At 71.3% G+C, this 4,261-nt stretch carries 5 protein-coding genes; 3 read left to right on the plus strand and 2 right to left on the minus strand.

The window, feature by feature from the left end; genetic code table 11:
- A partial coding sequence (locus tag AB0M20_RS29760; protein ID WP_364303634.1) for an aquaporin occupies nucleotides 1-189 on the minus strand: 189 nt, incomplete at its 3' end.
- Nucleotides 190-320: 131 nt separating this feature from the next.
- On the opposite strand from AB0M20_RS29760, the gene AB0M20_RS29765 reads away from it, so the two are divergent.
- Nucleotides 321-1,082: an IclR family transcriptional regulator gene (locus AB0M20_RS29765; protein WP_364303635.1), complete on the plus strand. Its 762-nt coding sequence runs from the start codon at nucleotides 321-323 to the stop codon at nucleotides 1,080-1,082.
- Nucleotides 1,083-1,101: 19 nt separating this feature from the next.
- On the plus strand, nucleotides 1,102-2,595 hold the full coding sequence (gene glpK / locus AB0M20_RS29770; RefSeq protein WP_364303636.1) for a glycerol kinase GlpK: 1,494 nt from the start codon (nucleotides 1,102-1,104) through the stop codon (nucleotides 2,593-2,595).
- A 1-nt stretch (nucleotide 2,596) separates the two neighbouring features.
- On the opposite strand, the gene AB0M20_RS29775 is transcribed toward glpK, so the two are convergent.
- Complete coding sequence (locus AB0M20_RS29775) at nucleotides 2,597-3,316, minus strand: SDR family oxidoreductase (RefSeq protein ID WP_364303637.1); 720 nt, start codon at nucleotides 3,314-3,316, stop codon at nucleotides 2,597-2,599.
- Between the two features lie 81 nt (nucleotides 3,317-3,397).
- On the opposite strand from AB0M20_RS29775, the gene AB0M20_RS29780 reads away from it, so the two are divergent.
- Nucleotides 3,398-4,237, plus strand: a complete 840-nt coding sequence (locus AB0M20_RS29780) for a LysR family transcriptional regulator (protein WP_364303638.1) — start codon at nucleotides 3,398-3,400, stop codon at nucleotides 4,235-4,237.
- Nucleotides 4,238-4,261: the final 24 nt, after the last annotated feature.

A 4,261-nucleotide genomic window follows, 5' to 3' on the forward strand; every position in this document is an offset into this window, starting at 1 on the left:
CCGGCCGGCGACGTAGACGCCGAGCATGACGCCGAGGCCCCAGGCCCAGGCGATGCTGTCGTGGTCGCCGATGCCGCCGCCGGCCACTTGGGCCACCACGCCGACACCGAACAGAATGAGGATCATCGTGCCGGCGAACTCGGCCGCGAGCTCGCCCATCAAGCCTGGTATTTTCAATCGTTCTGCCATGGGCCCTCCCTAGTGGGGTTCGATGCTCATCGACGCTATGAACGCCGTCACGTGCCCGCAATGAACGGCGTTCGGCATTGCCGAACGTTCGGCGGATCACATCGGCAACCCCATCGCATAGGGTTCGAAACATGACTGGAACGGTTCAGTCGATCGAACGCGCGGCCGCGATCCTCCGGGTGCTGGCCGGCGGTCCTGGCCGCCTCGGCCTGGCCGAGATCGCCCGATCACTGGACCTGGCCAAGGGCACCACCCACGGCATCCTGCGCACGTTGCAGCACGTCGGCTTCGTGGAGCAGGAGAAGACGTCCGGGCAATATCAGCTCGGCGCCGCGTTGCTGCACCTCGGCAGCAGCTACCTCGACATCAACGAGTTGCGCTCCCGCTCGATCAACTGGGCCGACCCGCTCGCGGCCCGCAGCGGCGAGGCGGTCCGCATCGGGACCGTGCTGGAGGGCAACGTCCTGGTCGTGCACCACGTCTTCCGGCCGGACGACACGTTCCAGACGCTCGACATCGGCACGCTGCTGCCGCTGCACGCGACCGCGCTGGGCAAGGTGCTGCTGGCCTACCGGGCCAACGGCGTCGGGCTTCCCGAGTCGATGGCGTCCTTCACCCGGCGGACGGTGGCCACGCCGGCCGAGCTGCGCCCGATGCTCGACAAGGTGCGCGAGGCGGGGTGGGCCGAGGAGGTCGAGGAGCACACCCCGGGGGCGGCGGCCATCGCCGCCCCGATCCGGGGGTACGGCGGTCTGGTGGTCGGCGCGATCGGCATCTCCGGACCGGTCGAGCGGGTCTGCGACAGCCACTACCGGCCACGAGCCAACCTCGTCGGCTTCGTCCGGGAGGCCGCCCGAGCGGTCTCCCGGGATCTGGGAGCCGCCAAGCTCTGACTCCTTTGAGGGGGCGAAAATGACCGAGCGCTACGTGGTCGCGATCGACCAGGGCACCACCTCGACGCGATGTATCGTGTTCGACCGGCGCGGCCAGCTCGTCTCCCTCGCCCAGCAGGAGCACAAACAGCACTTCCCGAAGCCCGGCTGGGTCGAGCACGACGCCATGGAGATCTGGCGCAACCTGCGCCGGCTCGCGCCGCGCGTGCTGAGCCGGGCCGGGATCGGCCTCGACCAGGTGGCGGCGGTCGGCATCGCGAACCAGCGGGAGACCACCGTGATCTGGGACGCGGCGACCGGCGTGCCGATCGGCCGGGCGATCGTCTGGCAGGACACCCGCACCGACGAGATGGTGAACGCGTTGAGCGGGCGGCCCGGCGCGGCCGAGGTCGAGGAGATCTGCGGGCTGCCGCTGGCCACGTACTTCTCCGGTCCGCGGCTGCGCTGGATGCTGGACCACACGCCGGGCCTGGCCGAGCGGGCCGAGCGCGGCGAGGTGCTCTTCGGCACGATGGAGACCTGGCTGATCTGGAACATGACCGGCGGCCTGCACGTCACCGACGTGACCAACGCCAGCCGCACGATGCTGCTCGACGTGCGCACCCTCGACTGGTCGCCGCAGGCCCTGCAGTTCTTCGGGATCCCGCGCGCGATGTTGCCGGAGGTGCGACCGTCGATCGGCGGCTTCGGCCCGGCCGAGTCGGCCTTTCCCGGGGTACGCATCGGAGCGGCGCTCGGCGACCAGCAGGCCGCGCTGTTCGGCCAGACCTGCTTCACCCCCGGCGAGGCCAAGTGCACGTACGGGACCGGCAGCTTCCTGCTGCTGAACACCGGATCCGAGCCGGTCCGCTCGAGCCACGGGCTGCTCAGCACGATCGCGTACCAGATCGCCGGCCAGCCCGCCGCGTACGCCCTGGAGGGGTCGATCGCGATCACCGGCTCGCTGGTGCAGTGGTTCCGCGACCAGCTCGAGCTGATCGCCAGCGCACCGGAGATCGAGACCCTGGCCCGGACCGTCGCCGACAACGGCGGCTGCTACATCGTGCCGGCGTTCTCCGGCCTCTACGCGCCGCACTGGCGCAGCGAAGCACGTGGCGTGATCGTCGGGCTCACCTCGTACATCACCAAGGGGCACCTGGCCCGGGCGGTGCTGGAGGCGACCGCCTGGCAGACCCGCGAGGTGGTGGACGCGATGAACGCCGACTCGGGCCTCACCCTCAAGACGCTCAAGGTGGACGGTGGGATGACCGCGGACAACCTGCTGATGCAGACGATCGCGGACGTCCTCGACGTGCCGGTGGTGCGCCCCCTGGCATCCGAGACGGTGTCGCTGGGCGCGGCGTACGCGGCCGGGCTGGCCGTCGGATACTGGCCGGACCTGGAGGACCTGCGCCACAACTGGCACCGGGCCGGCCAGTGGATCCCGGCGATGGACGCGAAACTGCGCGATGCGGAGTACGCGAACTGGCGCCGCGCGGTCACCCGCACCTTCGACTGGATCCAGCCCGCCTGACCTACCAGGGAATGCGGCCGGCGTCCTCGAAGTAGCCGCCGGTCGGGCCGTCGTCGGGCAGCGTCGCCAGCTTGATGGCGATGTGTGCGCCCTCCTCCGGTGTGCGGACGCCGCGGAAGTTGTTGAGGTCGGTCGCCACGAAGCCCGGGCACGCGACGTTGATCTTGATGTTGGTGTCCCGCAGTTCCCGCGCGTACTGAACGGTCACGCCGTTGAGGAACGTCTTCGACGGCGAGTACGCCACCGCGACCGGCCCGATCGTCAACTCCGAGGCGTCGGGGGCGGACTGCCGGGCGAGCGAGCCGACCCCGCTGGACATGTTCACGATCCGCGGCGACGCCGAGCGGCGCAGCAACGGCAGGAACGCGTTGGTGACACGGATGACGCCGATGACGTTGGTCTCCACCACGGTGCGAACGACGTCGAGGTCGGCCGTGGTCGGCCGCTGCTGCATCCCGCCGGTGATTCCGGCGTTGTTGACCAGCACGTCCAGCTCGTCCAGCCGGTCGGCCGCCCGGGCGACGCTCGCGTCGTCGGTGACGTCGAGGGGCACCCCGAACACGTCATGTCCCGCCGCGCGCAGCTTCTCCACCGCCGATTCCCGGCGCGCGTCGTCCCGGGCGCCGACTCCGACGCGCCAGCCCAGCGCGCCGAGGCCGGCCGCGATCTCGTACCCGATTCCCTTGTTCGCGCCGGTCACCAGCGCGGTCTTCGTGGTCATGCCCCGAGCCTGTCCGCGGCGGTGCCGCCGCTCCAACACCATCTGGGTGGGCATCGATACCGTGCGGGTATCGTCGGCGGCATGGAGACGCGGGAGCTGCGGTATTTCGTCGCCGTCGCCGAGGAGCTGCACTTCGGCCGGGCGGCCGACCGGCTCGGCATCGCGCAGCCACCACTGTCGCGGGCGATCCAGCAGATCGAGCGGCGGCTGGGCGTGGCGTTGCTCGACCGCAGCAGCCGGTCGGTCTCGCTCACCGAGGCCGGGGCGACGCTGTTGCGCGAGGGCCGGGCGGCGCTGGACGCGGTGGAGGCGGCCGAGCGGCGGACCCGCCGGGCGGCCACGGGCGGGTCGCGCCTGGTGCTGGTGAACAAGGCGGGCGCGTCCATCGAGCTGCTGGCCAAGATGCTCGACGCGTACGCCGCCGAGCCCGAAGCGGTCACCGTGGACGTGGTGCTGTGCGGGATCGGCGAGCAGGAGCCGATGCTGCGCGACGGGCGGGCCGACGTGGCGCTGCTGCACCTGCCGTTCGACTCGATCGCCGGGTTCGACACCGAGGAGCTGCACTCGGAGGGGCAGGTCCTGGTGCTGCCGGCCGGGCATCCGCTGACGACTCGGGAACATGTCCGGATGGCCGAGGTCGCGACACTGCCCGGTCTGCCGGCGCCGCGGTGGCCGCGCCGCGACGGCTCCTACCGCGACGGGCCTGGGCCGCAGATCCACGACAACACGCAGCTGTTGCAGCTGATCGCGCTCGGCCGCACCGCGGCGGTGCTGCCGGAGTCGGTCCGGGTCAACCTGACCGAGGGCCTGGCCACGGTCCCGGTGCCCGACGCGCCGCCGGTGACCACGGTGATCGCCTGGCCCCCGCACAGCCGCTCCCTGCCCCTCGCCGGCCTGATCCGAGCCGCCACCCGCCTGTAGACCCGAAGTGGTAGCCCACGCACG

The sequence above is a fragment of the Actinoplanes sp. NPDC051633 genome, assembly GCF_040681735.1.
In the GTDB taxonomy this organism is placed as follows: Bacteria; Actinomycetota; Actinomycetes; order Mycobacteriales; family Micromonosporaceae; genus Actinoplanes.